The organism is Collinsella sp. AF16-8 (assembly GCF_003462695.1).
GTDB lineage: Bacteria > Actinomycetota > Coriobacteriia > Coriobacteriales > Coriobacteriaceae > Collinsella.
In genome coordinates this window covers 1-21499 of record NZ_QRXX01000001.1, presented here as the reverse complement: position 1 = coordinate 21499, position 21499 = coordinate 1, and the positions used below count along the sequence as shown (strand labels likewise).

At 54.9% G+C, this 21499-nt stretch carries 18 protein-coding genes; 15 read left to right on the top strand and 3 right to left on the bottom strand.

Annotated features, from left to right (window positions below; genetic code table 11):
* Positions 1 to 3: 3 nt before the first annotated feature.
* A complete protein-coding gene (sufC, locus tag DWW73_RS00100) occupies positions 4 to 804 on the bottom strand; it encodes a Fe-S cluster assembly ATPase SufC (protein WP_006235561.1) in 801 nt (266 codons plus the stop codon).
* 224 nt (positions 805 to 1028) lie between these two features.
* Here sufC and DWW73_RS00095 point away from each other — a divergent pair, with 224 nt between their 5' ends.
* The 5 genes from DWW73_RS00095 to DWW73_RS00075 all read left to right on the top strand — a co-directional run bounded on the left by DWW73_RS00095 (position 1029) and on the right by DWW73_RS00075 (position 6107).
* A complete protein-coding gene (locus tag DWW73_RS00095; RefSeq protein WP_117778422.1) occupies positions 1029 to 1460 on the top strand; it encodes an Rrf2 family transcriptional regulator in 432 nt (143 codons plus the stop codon).
* 8 nt (positions 1461 to 1468) lie between these two features.
* Complete coding sequence (locus DWW73_RS00090; RefSeq protein ID WP_117778421.1) at positions 1469 to 1756, top strand: nucleotidyltransferase family protein; 288 nt, start codon at positions 1469 to 1471, stop codon at positions 1754 to 1756.
* Entirely contained in the window at positions 1743 to 2162 is a 420-nt protein-coding gene (locus DWW73_RS00085; RefSeq protein ID WP_089572004.1) for an HI0074 family nucleotidyltransferase substrate-binding subunit, read from the top strand. Before DWW73_RS00090 ends, DWW73_RS00085 begins: the two co-directional genes overlap by 14 nt.
* Positions 2163 to 2290: 128 nt before the next feature.
* On the top strand, positions 2291 to 4105 hold the full coding sequence (locus tag DWW73_RS10090; protein ID WP_158563750.1) for a hypothetical protein: 1815 nt from the start codon (positions 2291 to 2293) through the stop codon (positions 4103 to 4105).
* 202 nt (positions 4106 to 4307) lie between these two features.
* The gene (locus tag DWW73_RS00075) at positions 4308 to 6107 is read left to right on the top strand and encodes an AAA family ATPase (RefSeq protein ID WP_117778420.1); all 1800 of its coding nucleotides are present in this window, start codon (positions 4308 to 4310) and stop codon (positions 6105 to 6107) included.
* 20 nt (positions 6108 to 6127) lie between these two features.
* On the opposite strand, the gene DWW73_RS00070 is transcribed toward DWW73_RS00075, so the two are convergent.
* Positions 6128 to 7147, bottom strand: coding sequence for a glycosyltransferase (locus DWW73_RS00070; RefSeq protein ID WP_089571997.1), 1020 nt, complete (start codon positions 7145 to 7147; stop codon positions 6128 to 6130).
* Positions 7148 to 7403: 256 nt separating this feature from the next.
* Between DWW73_RS00070 and DWW73_RS00065 the strand changes: the two genes are divergently transcribed.
* The 7 genes from DWW73_RS00065 to DWW73_RS00035 all read left to right on the top strand — a co-directional run bounded on the left by DWW73_RS00065 (position 7404) and on the right by DWW73_RS00035 (position 15724).
* Positions 7404 to 8507 carry a glycosyltransferase gene (locus tag DWW73_RS00065; RefSeq protein ID WP_117778419.1) on the top strand — a complete coding sequence of 368 codons (1104 nt, stop codon included), beginning with the start codon at positions 7404 to 7406 and terminating at the stop codon, positions 8505 to 8507.
* Positions 8508 to 8513: 6 nt separating this feature from the next.
* Entirely contained in the window at positions 8514 to 9554 is a 1041-nt protein-coding gene (locus DWW73_RS00060; RefSeq protein WP_117778418.1) for a glycosyltransferase, read from the top strand.
* Between the two features lie 74 nt (positions 9555 to 9628).
* On the top strand, positions 9629 to 10747 hold the full coding sequence (locus tag DWW73_RS00055) for a glycosyltransferase family 2 protein (RefSeq protein ID WP_158563749.1): 1119 nt from the start codon (positions 9629 to 9631) through the stop codon (positions 10745 to 10747).
* A 12-nt stretch (positions 10748 to 10759) separates the two neighbouring features.
* Positions 10760 to 11827 (top strand): glycosyltransferase, encoded by a 1068-nt coding sequence (locus DWW73_RS00050; protein ID WP_117778416.1) that lies wholly within the window; start codon positions 10760 to 10762, stop codon positions 11825 to 11827.
* Between the two features lie 373 nt (positions 11828 to 12200).
* Complete coding sequence (locus DWW73_RS00045; protein ID WP_147343533.1) at positions 12201 to 14216, top strand: glycosyltransferase family 2 protein; 2016 nt, start codon at positions 12201 to 12203, stop codon at positions 14214 to 14216.
* Positions 14217 to 14278: 62 nt separating this feature from the next.
* A complete protein-coding gene (locus DWW73_RS00040; protein ID WP_117778414.1) occupies positions 14279 to 15292 on the top strand; it encodes an Abi family protein in 1014 nt (337 codons plus the stop codon).
* Between the two features lie 243 nt (positions 15293 to 15535).
* On the top strand, positions 15536 to 15724 hold the full coding sequence (locus DWW73_RS00035; RefSeq protein ID WP_117778413.1) for a hypothetical protein: 189 nt from the start codon (positions 15536 to 15538) through the stop codon (positions 15722 to 15724).
* Between the two features lie 104 nt (positions 15725 to 15828).
* On the opposite strand, the gene DWW73_RS00030 is transcribed toward DWW73_RS00035, so the two are convergent.
* Positions 15829 to 16278 (bottom strand): DUF4869 domain-containing protein, encoded by a 450-nt coding sequence (locus DWW73_RS00030; protein WP_117778412.1) that lies wholly within the window; start codon positions 16276 to 16278, stop codon positions 15829 to 15831.
* Between the two features lie 307 nt (positions 16279 to 16585).
* Between DWW73_RS00030 and DWW73_RS00025 the strand changes: the two genes are divergently transcribed.
* The 3 genes from DWW73_RS00025 to DWW73_RS00015 all read left to right on the top strand — a co-directional run.
* Entirely contained in the window at positions 16586 to 17842 is a 1257-nt protein-coding gene (locus DWW73_RS00025) for a hypothetical protein (protein WP_117778411.1), read from the top strand.
* A gap of 59 nt (positions 17843 to 17901) precedes the next feature.
* Positions 17902 to 20133 carry an N-acetylmuramoyl-L-alanine amidase family protein gene (locus tag DWW73_RS00020; protein ID WP_147343532.1) on the top strand — a complete coding sequence of 744 codons (2232 nt, stop codon included), beginning with the start codon at positions 17902 to 17904 and terminating at the stop codon, positions 20131 to 20133.
* 263 nt (positions 20134 to 20396) lie between these two features.
* Positions 20397 to 21499: glycoside hydrolase family 25 protein (locus DWW73_RS00015; RefSeq protein ID WP_304650773.1), on the top strand; the 1103-nt coding region annotated here is incomplete at its 3' end.

Genomic DNA, 21499 nt, shown 5'->3' with positions numbered 1-21499 from the left:
CCTTTACGCCTGCTGCTCGGCAGCGGCGGCCTCGGCCTGGGCGCGCTGCTCGGCGGCCTCGCGCTCGAAGGTCTCAAAGCCGTTCTTGTCGATCCAGGGGATCAGCGAGGCATCGTCCTCGCGCACGATGTGGCCCTTGACCATAACGTGGACGCGGTCGACATCCAAGTGCTCCAGGATGCGCGTGTTGTGCGTGATGATGAGCATGGAGCCGTCGCAGCTCTTGCGGTAGGCGTCCATGCCGTGGCTGACGGTGGAAAGCGCGTCGACGTCCAAACCCGAGTCGGTCTCATCCAGGATGGCGAGCTTGGGCTGCAGCAGCAGAAGCTGGAGCATCTCGACCTTTTTCTTCTCGCCGCCCGAGAAGCCCACGCCCAGCTCGCGGTTGAGGTAGGCAGTATCCATGTTGAGCTCGGCCGCGAGCTCCTTGACGCGACGGCGGAACTCCTTGCCCTTCATCTCCAAGCCGGGTCGACCGGCGATGCTGGCGCGCAAAAAGCTCGACAGCGGCACGCCCGGGATCTCGACCGGGGCCTGGAAGCTCAGGAACAGGCCGGCGCGCGAGCGCTTGTCGGTGGTGAGCTCGGTGATGTCCTGGCCGTCAAAGACGATGCGGCCGTCGTTGACGGTGTAGACAGGATCGCCCATGACCAGGTGGCCGAGGGTGGACTTGCCGGCGCCGTTGGGGCCCATCAGCACATGGGTCTCGCCGGCGGCGACGTTGAGGTTGACGTTGTGGAGGATGGTCTTCTCGTCCACGGAGGCAGTCAGACCTTCGATGGAAAGCAGCGGATTTGCACTCATGCTGTCCCTCTCTGTATATGGTGTACTCATAGGTGTACTAAACCCTAGGAATCTTCTCGGAATAAAGTTACTATGGGTTCGGCGTTAGTCAAGGGAAAACCCGACTAATCCACTCGACTTTTCTAGATGTGGGACAAAATAGCCTGTTGTGTTTGTCCCATTTACTTAAGAAATGGGACAAACAAACCTGGTTATGTTGTCCCAGATGCGATGGGAGGGTAGGTATGCTCATTTCTTCCAAGGGCCGCTATGCCCTCCGGCTGATGATCTATATCGCGGCGCTGGGCGACGCCGAGGGCAAGATTGCCCTGCGCGAGGTTGCCGACCGCGAGCGTATCTCGCAAAAGTATTTGGAACAGCTGGTTCGTCCACTTATGAAGGCTGGCCTGCTTAAGAGCGTGCGCGGCAAGGGCGGCGGCTACATGATGGCCAAGGATCCATCCGAGGTGCGTGCTGGCGACATCCTGCGCGCTGTCGAGGGCAGTACTGCTCCGGTGGCGTGCGATGGTATCGACAACAGCTGCGCCCGCAGCGATCTCTGCTCGACCGTCAAATTCTGGCGCGGTCTGGACGACGTGATCGAAAAGTACGTCGACGGCGTGTCGTTGGCTGACCTTGCTGCCGTCCCCGAGATCAACTTCGACATTAAGCTGTAGGGCTGCAAATGACATCTCTCGACAAGGTGTATAAGCAAATTGAAGTTTTTGCTCGGGAATGTGACGCCGAGAAGGTTGTGCTGTTTGGTTCCCGCGCTCGAGGTGACAACTTGCCTAAGAGCGATATTGACATCGCCGTAGCAGGTTGCCGGGATTTCGGCCGGTTGTTATATTTGATCGAGGAGCGCCTTGATACTCTTTTAGATGTAGATGTCGTCAATCTCGACGAGTCCTTATCGCGTCAATTGCTCGATGAAATTGCCAGGGATGGTGTGATTCTGTATGAAAAAATATGAGAACTTTGTCAGCGCCTTGGCGAATCTTGAGGATGCGCCCAATCAGGATCTCAACAATGATTTTGTTCAGAGTGGTTTGATTAATAAGTTCAATCTTCAATTTGAACTGAGCTGGAAGCTCCTTAAGCGTCTGCTCGAGTATGAGGGCGCCACGCTTGCCGCGTCGGGGTCTCCTCGTGCCATCTTGAAGGAGTCCTACCGATTCTACGACTTTATTGATGAGGCGGCCTGGCTAGATATGCTCAAAGACCGCAATACGAACGTCCATATCTATGACAACAAGCTCGCTCAAGATTTGATTCAGCGCATCTTGAACGTATATATTCCCGCTTTTTGTCAGTTGAGGGACGGGCTGATGGAGCGATACGGCGAGCTTCTGATGGCGCCCGACGACCAGTTTGTTTAATTCCTTAAGATTTCGCGGAGGGTTGTTGCCGTTTACCGAGGGGTTGTTGTGCAACAACGGGCGAGCTGCAATACTTACTTTTATCTTTGCAAACTGCACTTTAACTACACCAATGCAGGGAGGATCTTATGCAGCGCAAGCATTCTGCTATTGTCGCGGGCCTGACGCTGGCGCTTTCGTTTGGCGCCGTTTCCGCGCCGGCACCCGCCGCTGCCGAGGAGCCCACGCCGGGCGTTGCCTCGGGTGCCACCGATATCGATAAGGGTCTCTATACCCAGCAGTCCTTCTCGGGCGTGCTGAGGTCGGTCCAGGGCGTTTCGTTTGTTAACGTTACCCCCGAGATGAAGTACTTTACCAAGTACGAGAGCCATGGCAACTATAACCAGGGCTTTTCGTATGGCGACGGCTATAACGCGCTGGGTTATTACCAGTTCGACCGTCGATGGTCGCTCATTCCGTTTATGAAGCAGGCCTACAACTACAACCCCGAAAAATACAGCATGCTCAAGGATGCGATTGATCGCGGCAGCGAGATTTCCAACACGAGCAATGCCATGTACGAGAACGGCCAGCTCACCGAGTTGGGCCGTATTGCGCAGGAGGCTTTCCAAGGTGCTTATAACACCGACCCTGTTGAGTTCTCGGCTCTGCAGGATGCGTATGCGTACAACTCGTACTATGCGGTGACCGAGGCGTGGCTCAAGAGCGGCCTGGGCATTGATATTTCGGGCCGTGCCGATTGCGTTAAGGGCATGGTGTGGAGCATCACCAACATGTGCGGCACCGGTGGCTGCAGGGACTTCTTCCGTTGGGCAAACCTTTCTAACAGTATGACTGATCGCGAGTTTGTGACGGCGCTTTCCAACAGTGTGGTCAATAACGTGGCGACCAAGTATTCGAGCCAGCCCCAGTATCATGAGGGCTGGAAGAACCGCTACCGCAACGAGCTGAAGGACTGCTTGGTTTATATCGCCGAGGACGAGGCCGCTGCCGCTGCGACGCCCGTGCAGCCCGAGCCCACGCCGGCGCCCTCGCCGACGCCTGATTCGAATGACGACTCGAGCGACGATGCCAACGATGACAGGATGGATTCGCCCTCGACCGATACTGACGGTGATGGCTCTGCTGGTGGCACTACCAACAACGGCTCTACCTCGAACGGCTCCGTTTCGAACGGCTCTGCTGCGGGCGATTCGTCTTCAAGCTCTGCAGGCAATACGGACAGCGACGCTTCTGGTTCGACCGGCGCTGGCACCTCTAACTCATCCACCGGCTCGAGCGATTCGTCCGTTGGCACCGGCTCTAACAACGGCTCCGGCTCTGACGCAACCCCTGGTTCCGATGCTTCCAAGGATGACTCGAATAAGGCGCCGGACGTTCCCGTTGCTTCGCCGGACAAGAAGCCTTCTTTCTCCGAGCAGCTTGGTTCTACGCTGGGCTCTTCGCTGATGGCTGGCGTCAATAACGGCTCGACCCAGAACAAGGGCAACTCTGATCAGGTTTCCACGGAAAAGATCGAAGCCGCAAAGGGCGACTCCAAGGACAAGGCTTCCGAGAAGACCGAATCCGATAAGGGTTCTAGCTCTGAGGAGAAGAGCGACAAGTCCGAACAGAAGAAGGACGAGGATAAGAAGTCTGAATCTGAGGAGAAGGACAAGAGCAAGGCCGAGGGCGAAAAGAAACAGTCCGAAGACGACGACAAGAGCGGTGCTGACAACCAGGTCCAAGAGCAAAATGACTCCAAAACGGTGACCACCACGACCACGACGACTACAACTACCAAGTCCTCGGGCGGCAACATGCCCAAGACGGGCGATCTGATTGTGATGGCGAGCCTTGCCAGTGCAAGCTTGGCCACACTGGGCGCTACGTCTATCGTAAGTGGTAAGCATAAGCTCGATCAGCAGAAGAAGGCTTCTGGGGAGGACGGCTTGGAGGAGTAATCTTCCAGATCGTTTTCTATAAGAGTTTGGGACGGGGTCCGGTGCGGCGGCATCGGCCCCCCTTTTTTTGTTGTGCAACGATTTGTTATGCCCCCTCGGGGGTCTGTTGCTACCGCTGCCCGAAACGTTTGCATGTCGATATTGTTGCGCTCTACCCGCTCGCTACAATGGGCATCGTGCTGCGTTAGAAGGAGAGTTTACGGTGTCTGAACAGGTGAATTGTGGTTTTACTCATGCGTTTGGTGCACGGTTGCTCAATCATGCGGATAGCGCAGCTCTACCGGTTGATGCACGCGACTTTTCCGATGCAATCAATCGGTGTTTACTCGTCGATAAGACTATGTTTATTGCCGATATATTGGACAGTGAAGCACCTGTTGCGCTTTGCTGTCGGCCCAAGGGTTTTGGCAAGAGCATGAATTTATCGATGCTCAAGTGCTATTTGGAACGACCTGATCGCCGGCTGCCGGATCGAAGCCTGTTCGCTGGTACCCAGATTTGGCAGGCGGGCGGCGGTCGCTATCGTGATGAGTACGCGAGTTATCCGGTCATCATGCTCGACTTTACAGCTGCCGCTTCGAGGCATGGTGCTGGTGCTGCGGCAGCAATTCGCGGGGCTGTCGTGCGCGAGTGCGCCCGATTACTGCCGCTGCTTGCCGCGCCTGATCTGTCAAGACGTGAGGTTCGTCTTATCGAGAGGGCGGCGCGTGGGGTGGCCAGCGATAAGGAGATCGATGCGGCGCTTGGCGTGCTTATCAAGCTGCTCCAGGCAGCTTTCGATGAGCAGGTTGTTCTTCTGATAGACGACTACGACGCGGTATGTCCAAAGCGTTTGGACGCTAAGGACGACGGTAGCGTGGATTCCCTAGAGTCGCTCAGCCGAATGCTGTTCGACACCATTGCCGACGCCGGCGACTCGTTGCGATTGACGTGTCTTATGGGCGAGCGCCCCGGTCCTGCCGAGCTTGCGTTGTCCCAACGTGGGGTTTCCTATCGGTCGGCGACAGCGTTGTCGAGTTGGTGTGATCGATGGTTCGGTTTTTCGGACGACGAAGTCCAAGTGCTGTTGGATTGCATCGGTCGCAACGGCTGTCTGGATGACGCGCGTGAGTGGCTCGAGGGCTATCTGTTTGGTGGTTTTTATTGCTCGAGCTCGGAGCGCGTGGTGGACTACGCACATCGCGATTGCGTCGCGCCCGTTCGGGCGGATCTGTATTGTTACGCCGACCGTCTGGGCGCATGCGTCGGCGACTGGAATCTCATTCGCCTGTCCACATTGTTCGATTTGGTTGAGCCGCATGGGTTTATTGAGGCGCCAGTGCATATGCATGCCGAGGAGGTCGATGCCGCCAAGCCCGAAGATATCTGGACTGCGCTGTATCTGTCTGGATTCCTTACGACGGATATGACGGGGCATTCGGAGGACGGCGCGTGCCTTCGTTCCCTGCGTCTGCCTAATAACGAAGTGCGTCAGGCGCTCCGTCTTGTAATTCTGGAATGGTTTGAGTGCGCCGTTGAGGACGTTGGAGTTATCGACTCGTTCCATGACGGGCTGTGTCGAGGAGACGAGGACACTGTAAAGCAAGCTTTGAGCTGTGCTATCGGCGATCTGGGCATCGATGTGGGCCAATCAGATATGCCGACAGCCTATCATCTGGCGCTTCAGGGGCTCTGCTTTGGACTGCCCGGCTATTGCAATCCCAGCTCCAAGCGAAGTGGCGTCTCGGATCGCTGGGATATCCAGGTGATTCCCACCGGTCGGGTGTTTGACGTGGCCGACACGCTCGGCATGCTCGATGAGCGACCGCTCATTACGGTCAACATGTTGTACGACCCTGGCGTCGATGCCCTGGGCCTGGAACTGTTGGCGGTTCAGGCGCTGCTCGACATAGAGCGCGACGGCATCGATGATATCCGCGTGCCGCGCCCCGCCGTCGGGCGCATGCGTTGGGGTTTTGGCTTTGACGGTCAGCGTGTGTCCGTGGTGTGCCAACGACTGTAGCGGCGGGCGAAAGCCCTTTACTACTCGGCGTCCTTCAGGGGCGGCATGGGCTTCCAGTTTGGGTCCTTAACGATCTTGCGGGCGTCCTTCATGCCACGGCGCAGCGCCGGAATACCGGTCTTAAAGCATTTGTCGACTGCTGCCAGACGAATGAACTCCTTGCAGAAGGTCGCGGCATTGCCCAGACGGAACAGCACGGGGTGGTAGTCGCCGTAGATCTGCATGTAGCGTGCCAGATAACCGCGGTTGCGCATGATGTAGTAACGGTTGGTGTCGCTCGTGGAGTTGAGCTGGCGCTTGCCGGCGATATCCCAGTTGGAGACGGCGCGGGCGCGCTTGAGCACCACGTCGGCAACCACGGCGGCGGGGAAGTGCTGGCTGGCCACGTAGCCGTAGCAGGCATCGTCGCCGTAGATAAAGAAGCGCGCGTCGGGCAGGCCAATCTTGTCGACCACGCGGCGCGAGAACATGCCGCCCTCAAAGCACAGTTGGTTCATGGTGCGGTAGCCCTCGGGCCCCAAGTCCCACTTGGCGATGGGGTTAGGGATGCCGAGCGAAAGGATGAGCTGGTACTGCCAAAAGAAAGCGCCGCCGTCAAAGTCCAGGCGCGAACCCTGGATGACATCGTAGCGGTCGGTCCACTTGGCAAGACGCTCGATGCCTTCGGGGATGACGAGCACGTCGTCGTCCATCACCCAGAACCACTGGGCCCCCAGATCGTAGGCGCATTTAGTGCCAGCGGAGAAGCCGCCCGCACCGCCGCCGTTTTCGAGCTGCGGGGCGTAGATGACACGGTCGGTGCCGCCCTGCGCGTCGGGCTGCTCGGTGTCGATGCCCCACAGGCTGGCCAGGCGCTCGTTGAATGCGGTGCACATGGCCTCGGTCTCGCGCGAATTCTCGTTATCGACAATCACGATGCGCCAGGGCGTTGCCGTGAGCTCGGTCATGGAGTCGAACAGGTTGGCCAGGAGTTCCTGGCGCTTGTACGTAACGACAACGATGGCGAGCTTATCGATGGGAGCGGGAAGGGTTGAAGGCATGGGGCAATATATCCTTTCACGCGCGGCGGGCGAGCGCTGCGCGGAAGCTATCGAATACGTCCTTGGGACTGTTCTATTGTAAAGGCTCACCGCACCTTGTCGGCAAGCTTTGAATAAAACGCAGGAACCTGCCATGGGCCCGCCGCATGACGTGGGGCTGCTTTGCGCGCAAGAGGCTCCATAGATTATATAAACGCCTGCCGGCGCGCTGACCCTTTGATACCATGAAACGACAGGTATTTCCTAAGGAGCACATTTGTCTACTAATTCCTCTGGCAGCCCTGTTCTGTCGCTGCTTATTCCCATTTACAATGTTCAGCGCTACCTGCGCGAGTGCCTCGATTCCGCCCTGGCGCAGACGCTCAAGGATATTGAGATCATCTGCATTAACGACGGGTCGACCGACAACTCGCCGGCGATTATTCGCGAGTATATGGAGCGCGATAGGCGCGTCAAGATGATCGACAAGGCCAACAGCGGCTACGGCGACTCGATGAACCGCGGTCTGGAGATGGCGCGCGGCAAGTACGTGGGCATCTTGGAGTCCGATGACTTTATGGCGTCCGACGCACTCGAAAAGCTTGTCTCGGCCGCCGATAGCAATAATGCCGACTTCGCGAAGGCGAACTTTGATTTCTACTGGTCTAAGCCCGAGGAGCGCCGCTCGCTGCACGAGATGTTTAGACCTCAGGATTGCGGCAAGCCGGTGCACCCGAGCGATACGACGCAGTTCTTTAAGCAAAAGCCGTCGATTTGGTCGGCCGTGTACCGTCGCGATTTTCTTGAGCGCAACGGCATTACGTTCCTGCCGACTCCGGGGGCATCCTTTCAGGACACGTCATTCGCCTTTAAGGCGATCGCATGTGCCGACAAGGCTGTTTACCTGCATGATGCCGTGTTGTCGTATCGCCAGGACAACGAGAATTCCTCGGTCAATTCTTCGGCTAAGGTCTTTTGCGTCAATACCGAGTATGCCGAGATTGAGCGCTGGATTCGAGAGGATTATGCCCGCGACCACGCAAGTGATGACGTCGCGCGCATGCTCAAGTTCAATCAGCTCATTAAGTACGATTCGTACATGTGGAACTACGTGCGCTTGGCGCCTAAGTTCTATAAGGAGTTCCTGGTGCAGATGGCAAAGGAATTTCAGGCGGCCTTGGACGCGGGGGAGTTTTCGCTTGACGACCTCAAGCCGTGGAAGCGCGCGAATCTTGCTGCCATCCTCAAAGATCCTGAGGGCTGGGTTGACGAGCATCCGAGTTTTGCGACGGATGGTGCCTTGGGGCGTGCTAAGTATTACGCCTCGGTTGGAGGCCCAGGCGTGGTCGCCGCCTTTCTCATCGAATCGCTGAGGGGGTAGGTCGGCATGGGAGAGACCTCGTGTCCTAAAGCTACCATTATCGTCCCCGTTTACAACTCTGCGCGCTCCATTCAGCGATGCCTCGATTCGCTGTTGGCTCAGTCCGAGCGCTCGATTCAGGTTGTCTGCGTCAACGACGGTTCAACTGATGATTCGTTGAACGTGTTGCACCAGGTCGCGCAGGCCGACGATCGCGTACTGGTGATTGACCAGGAAAACGCGGGCGTCTCGTGTGCTCGAAATGCCGGTATCGATGCCGCCGAGGGTGAGACCGTCTTTTTTGTGGACGTCGACGATTACATCGATGCCCAGACGGTCGAGCGCGTACTGCATGCCATGGAGTCTGTAGATGCCGAGGCCGCCGTTTTTGGCGGCGTCTGTGAACCAGCCGATGCTGCCCCCAAACGCGTCCAGCAACTCATGAGCCCCAAAGCCGGTACCTTCGGCGCCCGTGATCCCCAGTTGCTGTTCCATGCGAATGCGCAGCCGTATGCCTGCCGTGCGGCTTTTTCGCGCGAGCTGCTCAATCGCGAAGGCATTCGCTTCGCCCCCGGCTTGGCTTTGGGCGAGGACGTCGTCTTCCAATTTGCGGCTTATTCGCTTGCCCGCAAGACCGTCGTCATGCCGGACAAGTTTTACCACTACGTGATGGAGAGCGAATCGGCGACGCACGAGTTCAACAGTGTCGAGGCTCGCGCCAAAAAACTTGACGCCCACATGAGGATGCTCGAGGAGGTCTTGGAGGACTGGGCGGCCTACGGTCTTTTGGACCTGTGCCCCGGTGAGCTGATAACCTGGTTTTTGGACCTCATTGTGTTCGACCTGGCGCGCTTGGATGCCGATGACTTCCATCGCGTGGCGGCTCGCGTCAACATGGACCTCACCACGTTTTTGGGAACGGAGTGGGCGGATATGCCTGCTAAGGGCGCCGTTTGCCGTGTTGCCCACAAGCTCGTTGCGGCGACCTCGGGCGTTTCGATGGTAGACGCCACGCTGTTCTATCTTTCGACTCGCGGTCTCAAAGCCTGCCTGGAGCGCTTTCTCTAATTCCAAGCGCTGCCGCCCGCCGCAACTCGGCTGCTAAAATAACCCTGTTACACGCTATTCAACAGGAGGTTCTCTTGCAGAACTCTGATACCCCTAAAGTTTCGTTGCTCGTCCCCATTTGCAATGTCGAGCGCTATCTGTGCGAGTGCCTCGATTCTGCCGTGGCGCAGACGCTCAGGGACATCGAGATCATCTGTATCAACGACGGCTCCACCGATAGCTCGCCGGATATCATCCGCGAGTACATGGAGCGCGACCCCCGTTTAAAGATGATCGATAAAGCCAACAGCGGCTACGGCGACTCGATGAACCGCGGCCTGGAGATGGCTCGCGGCGAGTACGTGGGCATCCTTGAGTCCGACGACTTTATGTTTGAGGACTCGCTCCAAAAGCTGGTCGCCAAGGCCGATGCTGAACATGCCGATGTGGTAAAGGGCGACTTTTACCTGTATTGGTCCACGCCCAGCGAACGCCGTGAGCTGTTTGGGATCATCGACGAGCATATGACGGGCGCCGCTTATCGCCCCGTCGATCGCCCGGGCATTTTCTACCGCAAACCTTCCATTTGGTCGGCTATCTATCGGCGCGAGTTCCTCAACGACAATCAGATTCGGTTCCTTCCCACGCCGGGTGCTTCGTATCAGGATGCGGGTTTTAACTTTAAGGTCTGGGCATGCGCCGAGCGTGCCGCGTTTATTGCGGACCCCATTTTGTGCTATCGCCAAGACAACGAGAAGAGCTCCGTTAATTCGCCCAACAAGGTGTTTTGCGTGTGCGACGAATATGCCGAGATGCAACGTTTTTTGGACGAGCGTCCCGAGCTCAAGGCTCAGCTCCAGGGCATTTTAATGCGCATGAAGGTCGATGCGTACCGTTGGAATGATGAACGCCTGGTCGATGAGCTGCGTGAGCAGTTTTGGAAGAAAGCCTCGCCCGAGCTCAAGGCCGATTGGGATGCCGGTCGCTTTGACCTGTCGCTGTTCGATCCGCGTGGCGAGACCGACTTGCGCCTGATGGTCAAATCGCCCCGTGTCTATATCGATTCGCGCTTTGACTTTAAGAAACCGGGCAAGCTCAATACGTTTAAGCACTACTTTAAGATCGGCGGCCTGCCGCTGGTCTGGCGCGTGCTGACGTATCAGCACGTCTACGGCGACAATCCGCACCCCGATGACGTTCCGGCCGCACAGTAGGAGCACTTGACTATGGCTACTTCCAAGATTTCTGTTGTCGTTCCCATCTATAAAGTGGAGGAGTGCCTGGCCTGGTGCCTGGACTCCCTGCTTGCGCAGGACATGCCCGATTGGGAAGGCGTACTGGTTAACGATGGCTCGCCGGATGGTTCGCGCGATATTGCGGCTGCCTATTGCGAAAAGGACGCGCGCTTTACGCTGGTCGATAAGGAGAACGGCGGCCTGTCGAGCGCGCGTAATGCGGGCATTGCTGCGTCCACGGCGCCTATCGTTGCGTTTTTGGATTCCGACGACCGGTTTACGCTCGATGCATGCCGCGTGATCGTCGATGCCTTTGAGCGCGAGGACTGCGACGTTTTGACCTTTGGCGCGAATCCGTATCCGCTCGAGGCGGGGTATCCGTGGCTCAACTATGTATTGAGCCCGCGCGATGCGTCGTTTGAGGGCTTTAGTTCCGACTTACTGTTTAAGGAGGCGTCTCGCCCCTTTGCATGGCGCACCGCCTGCAAGCGTGACTTCTTGCTGGGCAACGGGATTGTGTTCGACGAAACCGTCAAGTATGGCGAGGACCAGGTCTTCGATTTTGCCGTGTACGGTCGCTCGCGCAAGACCGCGCTTATTTCGAACAAGCTGTACGACTACCGCGTGGCGCGCAAGGGTTCGCTCATGGACACCATGCGCTACGACGACGAGACACGTCTGCTGGAGCACGTGAAGATTTACTCCGCCGTGCTGGCTGACTGGCAGCGCGACGGTCTCGATGTCCGGCATGCCGATGACCTCGCGTACTTCCTTTGCGATCTGGTGCTGTACGATGCGCTCAGGTTGCTGGGTTCGGACTGCGGCAAGGTGTTTGCTGCCGTTTCCGTGGCGCTTGCCGACTCTGCTGTGGGCAGCGATGCTGCACTCACGCAATGCGCGTTCTCGGTTGCCGCTATGGTGCGTGCGGCGCTCGCCGGCAATGCTCCCAATGTCCGTGCGTGCAAAAAGCTCATGTTCGATTACGACGTCTTGAGGTTTGGACGTCTGGGCGCGTGCAAACGCATGGCCGCGAATGCCCTTGGAAAGCGAGAAGTGTAGATGAGTGTCAAGCGTTTGGCGCTTTGCCGCAGCCAAGGCCGCCTGTTTGTGCTGCTTCATTTTGTCGGCGAGGATGTCGCCGCGCTTATTGAGTAAGAAGGCTCCCGGGCCTTCGCCCGTGCGATGACGAGCGCGAGCTCGCCGTCTTGGTGCTTCCGTTTTTGGATAGCCCATCGATTGATGTCGCATTTGCGTCCGGTGGCCAAAAGTGGGGCTCCATTCGCTTTGATAGCCGCATGGCAAAGCTGGAATTCAAGGTTAATTACAAGGCAAAACCTGCATTATGCGCGCTTATCCGCGATGCACAGCGTGGTGAGTACTGCGGCTGCTGCGAAATCGATGCCGTTCGCTATTTGCCAGCCGACGCGGCGTGGTGTGGCGCTATGAGGTCACGTGGACGGGAGACCCCAGGTGCGCCCCTGAGTTCCAGATCTTCGATACGTATATGAACGCCATCGATGCCACCGTGCATGTGTTTGAGTCGCGGGTCGACGTTCTCCAGCAGAACGGATGCTGCGTCAAAAAAACGTATCTAAGTGTAGAGATGCCTCAGGATATACGAGATTTTGTCGCGACTGCGATCGATCCCACGGGGCAGATCCAGAATGGTGTTTGCGCCATGGATGGCCTCCTGTACAACGGTATGGTCGATGGCAGCTGGAACCGCATGAAGGATGCGCGCGCGGACGACGCTGTCTATCGCCGTTGTTTTGAGCAACATCGCGCAAAGCCAGGTGGTTTGGCGTGCCAACGTGTCGCTTCGGCGGCATTTGCGTATAAGCCGCTCGTGAGCACTGTAGTTCCGTGCTACAAGACCGATCGGGTCTACCTGAGCGAACTGTTGGGCTCGGTGCTGGTCCAGAGCTATGACAATTGGGAACTGCTCCTTATGGACGCCTCGACCGAATGGGATGTGGTGGCCACCCTTGCGGCAGGCGCCCACAACGAGGGCGTTTATCGCATTGAGCTGCCCGGCAACGGCGGCATTGTAGTCAACACCAACGCTAGTATTCAGCAAGCGACTGGCGACCACATCGCGTTCTTGGACGATGGTGACATTCTGAAGCCGGACACGCTGTTCCACTATGTTGCCGCGCTGAATAAGGCGGCCGAGGACGATCATCTCCGGGTCCTTTTCTGCGACGAAGACATGTTCCAGAAAACGGGGGAGTGGGGCCGGCCAGTCTTTAAGACCAAGCTCAACGTCGACCTGCTCTATAGCCATAACTGTGTGACGCATTTTCTGATGGTGGAGAAGGCGCTCATCGATTGCATTGGCATGTCGCCAGAAGACGTCGCGGGTGCCCAGGATTACGACCTGACGCTTCGCTGTCTTGCAGCCGGCGCGCGCTTTGAGCACGTTGCGCATGTGCAGTATCACTGGCGCGTGCATCCGGGATCGACCGCCGACGGTTCTGCCGATAGCAAGCCGTATGCTATTGAAGCCGGGCGCCTTGCGCTTCAGCGCCACTTTAACGCGCTGGGCATTTGCGGAACGGTCGAGGAGACCGAGACGCCGTTTGTCTACTGCATGCGCTATGCGCTGCCGGAGCCTGCGCCGCTGGTGAGCATTGTGATTCCCACCAAGGATCACGTTGAGACGCTCGATGCCTGTGTAATGTCGATCGCCCAGAAGGCCACGTATGCCAACTACGAGATTGTCTTGATGGAGAACAACAGCGAAGCCCCGGAGACGTTTGCGTATTACGAAACCCTGCCAGAGCGCGTGGCTGCAACATCCGAAGGCAAGGGCATCGCGCGCGTTATGTACTGGCCGGGCGAGTTCAATTACTCCAAAATCATTAACTTTGGTGTGGAGCACGCCAAGGGCGACTACCTGCTGCTGCTCAACAACGATACCGAGGTCATAAGCCCGGACTTCATCGAAGAGATGATGGGGTATCTGCAGCGTCCCGATGCAGGCGTGGTGGGCGCCAAACTCTACTTTGCCGATCATCTGGTGCAACATGCCGGCATTTTAGTTGGCGTGCGTGGCGCACTTGCCCATGCCAACCAGGACTTCTCGGCAAAGCGCGAGGGCTATCTTGCCCGCGCTGTGCGCCCGGGCAACTTTAGCGCCGTAACGGGCACCTGTCAGATGGTCCGACGCGACGTATTTGAGCAGGTCGGAGGCTATAACGAGGAATTCGCCGTCGGTTTTAACGACGCGGACTTTTGCCTGCGCGTGTGGGAGGCGGGCTACCGCACCATCTTTACGCCCTATGTCGAGCTGTACCACTACGATCCGTCTATCTATAGCATTGCGTGTTTTAATTTGCAGCAACAAAGATACCATTCGCAAAGCGCGAGGGCTATCGCTGTCACGAGCTCAAGGCGAGATGGGCGGCGGCGTGCCATGATGTTTTTGCATGAGCGTCCGGCTGTTTAATAGGTATTTACAGTTAGGATAAAATTAGATCTGTTATTTCATCAAATACGCTGGAGAGCGCAATGAATAGTCCTATTCGTCAACAAGATATGTGCGATCAAAAGCCTTGGCTTACTCCTTGGGAACAAGTCTCCCATCTTAAGAGCAAGGGTGTCCGTTTCCGCTATATGAGCGAGGCAGAGGCGGTCGAGTATCTGACGAAGAACAACAATTACTTTCGCTTGCGCTCGTACCGCACCGGATTTCCAAAGGTTTCTGATGGAAAACGCAAGGGTGAATATGTCAACTTAGATTTCAAGATGCTTGTTGACCTTTCGATTATTGATATGTTGCTTCGAAACGAGATGATTTCGCTCGCTCTTGATATTGAGCACTTCTGCAAAGTTGACTTGCTGGGCAGGATAGAGCAGCATGCCGAGGACGGTTACGAAATCGTTCAAGACTATTTAAGCGAGCAGGATACATTTGATAGCAAGGGGAATGTGACCAACTGGGTCAAAAAAGAGATTTCACGTTGTGAGTCGAGTGCCTATTCTGCAGGCATTCTTGCAAAATACAGTGGTTTTAATATGCCTGTCTGGGCCTTTCTGGAAGTTATTACCTTTGGCGCCTTTAATTCATTCATTTTGTTTTGCGCCAAACGGTTTGACGATGATGAGCTTCGCGATAGGTTTTATTTGCTTCGCGCGGCAAAAGATCTCCGCAACGCGTGTGCTCACAATAGTTGCATTCTTAATGGTCTTGCTTCGGGTGAGAATGCCCGAAGGGCAAATAACGGTGTTATGAAGGCATTGAGCAAAATAGATGGGATTGGCTCTTATCAGCGTAAGGCAAGGATGAGCAATGAGCGAATACGCCAGATTGTCACAACGCTATATCTGCACAAAGAGGTGTCGTCTAAAGGCGTTATTAAGCACAAAGCACAATGGCTTTCCAAGTTTATTTCTAGGGCAAATCGCAACATCAACTACTATAAAGGTGCGGAGGTCATAACTTCCTCCTTCTCGTTTTTGTCGAAAATGATTGGCGCATGGTATTTGTGTGACGCTGAAGATGTGCCTTCTTGCGATTCCTAGGCATCTGGTGCAAAATATTTCTCAATTCGAAAAGCGGTTCGGCCGTTTTGCAAGGGGGCTTCTCTTTATGGGACGCCCTCTATTTTTTATGACGCGCCAATCGGAAGATATTACGTTTTCGGCTACTGCATTTTTTCAATCCCCAACGGTTGTAGATCAATACCTACCGCTCGCACTTGTTGCTTAACAAATGGCGAGGTTGGTGGACTAAGTTAGTGACAGTGTTTTGTTGGAGGAGGGCAAATGCTCTATGCCGAGCTGTGCCACTACGAGTTCACCTCGCGCGGCAGGGAAGAGGCCAATGAGGAAAAACTGCGCCGCTGGAAGCGCGAGCGGGCACTGTTCATGCAGCGCTCGCCGGAGTTCTTCCTCAACGGTGATCCGTGTTTGGGACCGAACCTATCTGCCGAGAGCGAGTACTCCTCGCTTTAGCGCGAAGTAATTTCGAGATCGCAAAAGTGCCCTCAAGAGCTGCAAGAGCGGTGGGGTTCAAGTACTCCTCGTTCAAGCGGCCCTTGTCATATCGAAAGCGCGTGTCAGGAGTTTTCCCTTAGACATTTTGCGGCTATAGGGACAAGGTCGAACATCGTGTGAACGACATCACCCGTGTTTGCAATGGTTGCCGTGAACTTGCCGTTTCCAAAATCCATCAGATGGTAGAGGTTGATCGTCAGATCATGCTGTGCGGCGATTCTTAGAATCCAGTAAGCGCAATTGTCGCTACAGGTTGTGGCGTTGTATATGTTCTGAGGCATGAAGTACATGAGCAGCAGCGTCTTAGTTCCGCCCGATGGCCTTTCCGGTGGGATAATGCCTAGGATCTTGGTGTTTATTGCGCCGGGTCCAACCACGCTGCCCTTATCAATGGATTTAATAATTCTCTGCGCAAAAGCATCTTGAAACCATTCGGGCGAATAGACGTTATCGAAGTAAACCGACGTGTTGTAGATAACGTTTTCCATATCACCATAGTGAATTGTTAACACGTTGGCTCCTTCGGCTTGCTGATTTGGCATTTAGTGAGATTGATTGTATCGCAGCACATAAGGCGGGCGCTATCGGCCCGCGGTAGATGTGATTGATGACCAAGGTTTGTAATTTGTGATTTTATTAATCAGTTCGTTCATGCGCTCAGTTTGTCTTAGAAGCTTATTGACGAAACGGTAAAGGTGTGAAGGCTTATATTTAAATTGCAGTCACAAAGACACCTTTTATCGATTTCCCGTTGAAATACTGAATTGATAGTTTAAAAATAACTTAAGAGAGCCTTAAATCTCGGAGAAAGGATGTCGTATGAAAAACCTTCGAGAAAGATGGCGCGGACTAACAGTGCTGGGAGTTGTTGCATTTGCCGCTGCCTGCATGACGGTTGCCCCGGCGCCCTCATTTGCTGATATTGCTGGCGGTGGCGGAGGCGGTGGACCGATTACGGAATGGTGTTCCGACGGACGTCCGAAGACTGGACTCGTTCGGTGCGAGGACGGCAACCTTCGCTATTTCGATCCCGAAACTGGCGCCATGGTCACGAACCAGTGGCATAACGAATACGAAGCTGTCTGGTACTATTTTGGCGCTGACGGGACCGCGGTATCGGGCTGGCAGTCTATCGGTGGGGACAAGTATTACTTCTATCCCGAAAGCCATGATATGGCATACGGCCGAGTTCAGATTGACGGCAAGAACTACTTCCTGAACACCCCTGGTGCCAACGCCGATGGCCGCATGCAGCATAGCGGCTGGTCCTATGACTCCATCTATGGAAAGTGGTTCTATGCGACCTCCAGTGGCGAACTGCTGACCGGTTGGCATAATATCGGTGGAACTTGGTATTATTTCGACGAGTATGGTGTCATGCTGACCGGCTGGATCAACGTTTCGGGGACGTGGTACTACGCCAACGCTTCCGGTGCGATGGTCACTGGCTGGCTTAATATCGGCGGTGCGTGGTTCTACCTCGATGGCTCGGGCGCCATGGTTACTAACGGCTGGCGCAGCTTGGGCGGCTCCTGGTACTGGTTCGGCGATTCCGGCGCGATGGCTACCGGCTGGTTCTTGGCAGGTGGCTCTTGGTACTATGCGAGTGGTTCGGGCGCCATGGCAACCGGCTGGCTCAGCAATGGCGGCACGTGGTATTGGCTCGGAGGTTCGGGCGCTATGGCCTCTAACTCTTGGGTCAACATTGGCGGAGTCTGGTACTGGTTCGACAGCGCCGGTGCCATGGCCACCGGCTGGCGTCAGGTCGGCGGCGCCTGGTACTACTTTAGCGGTTCCGGCGCTATGGCCCACGACGCCTGGGTCGGCGACTACTACCTCCAGTCTTCCGGCGCCATGGCTACGAATGCCTGGGTTGGCTCCTACTATGTCGGCGAGGACGGCAAGTGGATTCCGGACTACGGTTTAGTTTGGTATAAGAGCGGTAGCGATGTTTACCATACGCATAAGTGTCGTACCGTTGGCAAGGACGCAAAGGGCTATTCGCAGATCTCTATCCAGGAGGCCCGGAAGCGCGGTGCTTTACGAGAGTGCAAGAACTGCCAACAAATTGGCTAACGCATTATTGAGCTAGTTTTGATTGAGGCCCCGTTGCCCTGAGGTGACGGGGTCGCTGCGTGATTGGATACCGTGCTGCTATGAAGAAATGCTCATTCGGGGTGTTGGTCTTTTCGGGCCTTGTTTCTTTGGGACTCCTTTTGGGTTCGCCCTCGATGTTATACGCCCTTGATTCGAATAACACTGACGAAGGTCCCGCATCTAACGTTGCTATTGCTTCTGTCGAGTCAGGCGTTGATGCTCAGCGCGAATCGACCTTCGCTGTCGAGCAGAACTCTCAGGTTGATAATGAGACCCCTTCTGAGGTTTCGAATCAAATTGTTTGGCATCAGGGGTGGATATCACCCGAAGAAGGGGCTGGTTATTGGCGTTGGGGCTTGTCCGACGGAACAATCGCTGTTTCTTCTTGGAGACACATAAACGGTAGCTGGTACTGGTTCGACGACGAAGGTCGAATGGCTCAGGATGGATTGGTTCAAGTCGGGGGTGCAACTTATGGATTCTCCTCTTCGGGTGCAATGCGTGTCGGCTGGTACCTAGATTCTACAGGCCCCACTTCTGCTTGGCGTTATTTCTCCGGTTCTGGCGCCATGGTAAAAGGCTGGCTTTCAGACGGCAGCAACTGGTATTGGCTGGATGATGAGGGCAAGATGGTCCACGATACAATGCTGCAGATCGGGGAAGCCACGTATGGATTCTCCTCTTCTGGCGCAATGCTTATCGGATGGCACCTTGATGCTTCCGTTTGGCACTATTTCTCAGGCTCTGGCGCCCTGGTAAAGGGCTGGCTCTCGGATGGGGGTCGTTGGTACTGGCTTGATCCTGCAGACGGTTCTATGGCCACCGGGCTAAAAGAATGTAATGACACCCCTTATATCTTTAACAGTTCAGGGGCCATGCTCTCCTCCCAGTGGGCGCTTATTGACAACAACTGGTATTACGCTGACTCCAACGGCTTGCTGCATGGAGGCTGGTTACTTCTGGGGAATTCTTGGTATTACTTGGATCCAGGAAGCCATATTATGCTCACGGGCTTTATGCAAGTGGGTACATCCTCCTATATCCTTACGAGTTCAGGTGCCATGGCAACAGGCTGGGCACTTGCTGATGGTACTTGGTATTACGCCGCATCAAACGGAGCTATTCAACGAGGGCGATGGATAAAGTCCGGAAACGCCTGGTATTACCTTGATGATGTATCCGGCGCAATGCGCACTGGTGAATATACGGTAGGCGACACGCGCTATTATTCTTTTGACTCCGGTGCGATGGCTTCTTCGTGTTGGATCAACTTGAGCGACGGTATGGCATGGGCGAATTCGTCTGGAGCACTGAGCGAGCCGTTGCCTACTTCATCTGATGGATCTCCCGTAGTCGCTGATCGAGCCGACTTGTCTTCATTGCCAGGTACGATTCATATTGGAGATGCGGTTTTCTATGTGGATGCAAGCGGTGCCGTCAATGTGACATCTGGATGGATTATGTCGAATGGAGCTTCTGGCGAAAGCGACAATACTTGGTACTACGCATCTTCCAATGGTGTCCTTAAGTCTGGGTGGCAATATGTCAACGGTGCGTGGTATTGGATGGACCCTTCCACGTTCAAGATGAAAACTGGATGGCTTAATGACGGCGGTACGTGGTACTGGCTTCAGCCTTCGGGTGCCATGTTTGCTAACGGGTGGCTGAAAATCGATGGCGTTGACTATTACTTCAATGCAAGTGGTGCATGGTTGAATACGTCTGGCTCTGTTTTGGGGGTTAATAGGTCCAGTCTGGTCAATTGGCTTATGAGCCACGAAAACGACGGCTATTACCGTGGAACACGCTACGATACGCATCTTAGCCAAGAAACATGCATGTATCCAAAGGGTGATCCTCGTTGGGACGGGTATACCGGTATGAACTGCGGCGGATTTGTATCGCATGCATATATGAAAGCGGGCGGTAATTTAGCTCCCATTGCCGCCGAGCAGAGCCATTCCCCTTGGAGTGGAGGTCCCGGAAGGGGCGGCTGCGTTAACGCTTATCGTTGGTACGGCTACGCTATCGATACGTGCGCAAACGTGACTTATTTCAACTCTATTGATGAGTTGTTACGTAGCGGTTTGGCTCGTAAGGGGGACATTGTGTTCTTCAATCCTTACAACCCATATGCGGACGATAGCCACATTGGCTTTTTCTGGGGCAATACGCCTAGTGAAAACTTGTTTTGGCATAGTGACGGTTATGGAAACCGTATTTCTGGTTTGACTGCTTTGAGTCCATCGAAAGTAATATTGATTCGTTAGAATTCCGAGTTGTAGGGGACTCTCTGGGCCCCCTACCTTTTTGACATCTGGTTTGAAAGCTAACTGATGTCGGCATTCTTTGGGTCTAAGAGTAGGGACTAAGAGTCCTTGGTTTGACCCTGCTGGGAAGTTCTTGTTTACATTGTGGTATTGCGTGCAGTTATTTGTCGTCCCAGATGGCATCTTGTCCAGTTGGATGTTCGGAAATCTTTCACAGCCATGCTGTAAGCTAAACGCAAACAAGAACGAATGACGAGGTTTACATGAGCAAACATCTTAAGTTATTTTCGGCATTGTTGGTGCTGATGGTCCTTGCGCCCATTTCTGTGTTTGTTTTCCCCTCGAACGCGGAAGCTGCGCGGTCCCTAGTTGAGAATTCCTGGCGTTATGAGGATGGGCAATTGGTCGCAGAGGATGCTTCTTCCGAAGAAGATGGAATAGCCTTATTGTCCATGGACATTCTTCCCGATGGGGCTACGGCGCAGGGCATCGATGTCAGTGAGCATCAAGGACGTATTGACTGGAATGCTGTTAAGGCTTCTGGTATCGATTTCGCTATTCTGCGTGTTGGATTTGGCGCTCCATCTTGGGGCGGTCGAGTTGACTATCAATTTAATCGAAATATTTCTGAGTGCGAGCGACTCGGAATTCCCTACGGCGTCTATATCTATTCATATGCTTTTGATAATCAGCAGGCAGCTGATGAGGCATCAATGGTGATCAATTGCCTTTCTGGGCATAATCCAAGATTGCCGGTGTATTACGATCTTGAGGATAACTCGATAATTGCAAATGGACGTCAAACCGGAATTGCATCGAGGGCGCAGGTTTTTTGTAATAGGATTTCTGCCGCAGGATATGAGCCTGGTATTTATGCAAATTTAAATTGGTTTAACAACATTTTGACTGACTCTGTATTTAAGAGTAGCTCTTGGGATCATTGGATTGCTCAATATAACTCGCAATGTGACTATACCGGCAATTACAGTTTTTGGCAGTATAAGAGCAACGGAAAAGTCCCTGGAATCAACGGCAACGTTGATATGAATTATGCGTATGTAGATGTTTCTCTCTATTATTGGCAGTTAAAAGATAATGCCTGGTATTACGCAAACTCTGACGGTAAGGCATATACCGGATGGTTGTACCTCGGCGGCGCCTGGTACTGGCTCGAGCCCGACGCGGGCGGTGCCATGGCTACCGGCCTTCACGAGTGCAACGGCTCCCTGTACTGGTTTAATTCGTCCGGCGCTATGGCGACCGGGTGGGTCCTCGACGGCGGGACCTGGTACTACGCGACTGGCTCCGGCGCGCTGGCGCGCGGCCCCGTATCCGTCGGCGGCGTGCCCTACTGCTTCGACGCCCG